The 3,192-nt window shown below is 64.5% G+C and carries 3 protein-coding genes; all 3 read right to left on the bottom strand.

Translation table 11 applies throughout. The annotated features are described in order from the left end of the window. Positions 1-641: aldehyde dehydrogenase family protein (locus E8E75_RS04405; RefSeq protein ID WP_280358125.1), on the bottom strand; the 641-nt coding region annotated here is incomplete at its 3' end. A gap of 101 nt (positions 642-742) precedes the next feature. Beyond that, complete coding sequence (locus E8E75_RS04400) at positions 743-2,446, bottom strand: AMP-binding protein (protein WP_280358123.1); 1,704 nt, start codon at positions 2,444-2,446, stop codon at positions 743-745. 479 nt (positions 2,447-2,925) lie between these two features. Continuing rightward, the coding region (locus E8E75_RS04395; protein ID WP_280357906.1) for an OprD family outer membrane porin at positions 2,926-3,192 on the bottom strand (267 nt) is incomplete at its 5' end.

The following is a 3,192-nucleotide window of genomic DNA, read 5'->3' as shown; positions in this document are numbered from 1 at the left end:
ACCGCATCGACGCCGCCGTGGATCACGTTCAGCACGCCTTTCGGGATGCCGGCTTCCAGCGCCAGCTCGACCAGGCGCATGGTCACCAGCGGGTCCTGCTCGGAGGGCTTGAGGACGAAGGTGTTACCGCAGGCGATGGCCATGGGGAACATCCACAGTGGGATCATCGCCGGGAAGTTGAACGGGGTGATGCCGGCGCACACGCCGATCGGTTGCAGCAGGGTGTAGGTGTCCACGCCGTTGGCGACGTTGTTGGCCAGTTCGCCCATCTGCAGGGTGCCGATGTTGGCGGCGTGTTCTACCACCTCAAGGCCACGAAAGACGTCGCCCTCGGCGTCCGGCAGGGTCTTGCCCTGTTCGGCGGTGAGCAGGGCGGCCAGCTCCTTGATGTTCTCGCGGATCAGCTGCTGGTACTTGAGGAAGATGCGGGCGCGTGCGCCGATCGGGGTCTTGCGCCAGGTCTTGAAGGCGTCCTGGGCGGCGGCAACAGCGGCGTTCATCTCGTCCTGGGTGGCGAAGGGTACGCGGGCCAGGACTTCCTGGGTCGCCGGGTTGACCACGTCGCGCCACTGCTGGGACTTGGATTCGACGAATTCACCGTTGATGAGCAGCTTGACGCTGGGAACGCTGGAAGAGGTCATGTATGGGTCCTGCCTGCTTTCGTTGGGTCGAGTGAGGCCCCTCGGGCAAGTCGTCCGAGCGGTCGGGGTATTAGTGGGAGGGCCGGCGAACCGGCCCGGAATCAGCCCTTGAGCTGCGGGAAGTCTTCTTCGAAGTACTCGCCGGCGCCCCGTGCATCGCCCTGGCGGCGTTGCACTTCCATTTGCCGCAGTTCCACGCGGCGGATCTTCCCGGAGATGGTCTTGGGCAGTTCGCTGACGAACTCGATGCGGCGCACACGCTTGTAGGGCGCCAGGTGCTCGCGGGCGAAGGCGAGGATGCTCAAGGCCAGTTCGGCGCTGCCGGGTTGGTCGTGGGCGAGGATCAGGAAGGCCTTGGGCACCGCCAGGCGCACCGGGTCGGGGCTGGGCACGATGGCCACTTCCATGACGGCGGGATGCTCGATCAGCGCGCTTTCCAGTTCGAAGGGGCTGATGCGGTAGTCGGAGGCCTTGAACACGTCATCGGCACGGCCGACGAAGGTGATGTAGCCGTCTTCGCAGATCTGCGCAGTGTCGCCGGTGCGGTAGTAACCGTCGCGCATCACTTCGGCGGTCTTCTCCGGGTTGTCTTCGTAGCAGAGCATCAGGCCCAGCGGACGGACCTCCAGCGGCAGGGCCACTTCGCCTTCGTTGGCGGGCTGGCCGTCAGGGTCGAGCATGGTCACCTGGTAGCCGGGCAGTGGTCGGCCCATGGAGCCCGGCTTGAGCTTCTGGCCAGGGGTATTGCCGACCAGGGCGGTGGTTTCCGACTGGCCGAAGCCATCGCGCAGATCGAGGCCCCAGGCGTGCTGGACCTGCTCGATGATTTCCGGGTTGAGCGGCTCGCCAGCGCCCACCAGTTCACGCAGGCGCAGGCGGCTGCGGTAGCTGGCCAGGTCTTCCTGGATCAGCATGCGCCACACGGTGGGCGGTGCGCACAGGCTGGTGACGCCGTAGCGCTCCAGCGCGCCGAGCAAGGCCTGGGCGCTGAAGCGCGCGACGTTGTGGATGAAGATGCACGCACCGGCGTTCCAGGGGGCGAAGAAGCAGCTCCAGGCATGCTTGGCCCAGCCCGGGGAAGAGATGTTCAGGTGCAGGTCGCCAGGTCGCAGGCCGATCCAGTACATGGTCGACAGGTGACCGACCGGGTAGCTCTGGTGGCTGTGCAGCACCATCTTCGGTTTGGAGGTGGTGCCGGACGTGAAGTACAGCAGCATCGGGTCGGTGGCGAGCGTCACGCCCTCGGCCTGGAACTCGGCCGGGTATTGCTCCGCCGCGCTGTGCGGCGTCCAGCCCGATGCATCACCGCCGACGCTGATGCGGGTGAGGCCTTCGGCCAGGCCATTGAATTTTTCCAGGTGGGCGCCGCCGGCTACTACATGGTTGATCCGGCCGCGCTCGATGCGATCGCGCAGGTCCTCGGAGGTGAGCAGGGCGGTGGCGGGGATCACTACGGCGCCAAGCTTGAAGGCAGCCAGCATGGTCTCCCACAGAGCGATGTCGTTGCCGAGCATCATCAGGATGCGTTGGCCGCGCTTCACGCCCAGGGCTCGCAGGTGGTTGGCGACACGGTTGGAGCGCTCGGACAGCTCCTGGAAGCTATAGCGGCGCTCGCTGCCATCCTCTTCGACTATCCAGAGTGCCGGCGCCTGGTTGCCCTTGGCCATGTCATCGAAATAGTCCAGGGCCCAGTTGAACTCCTTGAGCTGTGGCCAGCGGAAACCGCGCACGGCGGTGTCGTAGTCAGTGCGGTGGGCCAGGAGGAAGTCACGAGCGGCAAGGAAGGGGAGGCTGTTGTGATTCATGGCGCGAGCCCTTGATTGTTATTTTGAGTCGTTCCGGTTTTAGGCCGGGCTGGTGAACTGAGTATATGCAGGCGTTAATCAAATAAGAACGAGCAGAAAAACCGGTGCGATGTGCAAAAAAATCATAATTTCATTGAGTGTCCCAAGGGCGGCTGTTCGGCCTTTCGCGAATGAACTCGCTCGCACTGGGTGGATGCCGCTTATTGCATCCACCTTGGGGCGCCGGGTTGGAACTTGGGCGATATGCGCAGCACGGCTTTTGTGTAGGAGCGAGCTCTGCTCGCGAACGGTCCTGCTCCGAAGGTTCGCGAGCAGAGCTCGCTCCTACAAATGCTGCGGTACCGACCTTTCGGGGGAGGGTTGGCGTTCGTCGCGTTGGGCTTCGCAGCGCTCAGCGCCAGCCTACGGAAGCCCCTCTCCTTGAAGGAAGAGGGGTGGCGCGTGCGGGCCATCGGCCGCTGCGACCTTGGGTGAGGCCCTTACCAGAGCGGCAGGGTGTAGCTGAGGATCAGGCGGTTCTCGTCGAGGTCGTTGCCGAAGTTGGTCGAACGCACTGTCGCGTTGCGCCACTTCAATCCAAGGTTCTTCAGCGGGCCGCTCTGCACCACGTAGGCGATATCGGTGTCGCGCTCCCACTCCTTGCCGTCCTCGCGGCCAGCGCCCAACTCGATGCCGTCGCCGCTGAGGTAGCGGGTCATGAAGGTCAGCCCCGGAATCCCGACAGCCGCGAAGTTGTAGTCGTAGCG

Origin of the sequence: Pseudomonas sp. BN606 (genome assembly GCF_029873115.1) — a bacterium.
Taxonomy (GTDB): Bacteria; Pseudomonadota; Gammaproteobacteria; order Pseudomonadales; family Pseudomonadaceae; genus Metapseudomonas.
Note: the sequence above shows the minus strand (reverse complement) of the source record. Positions and strands in the feature narration are given on the sequence as shown.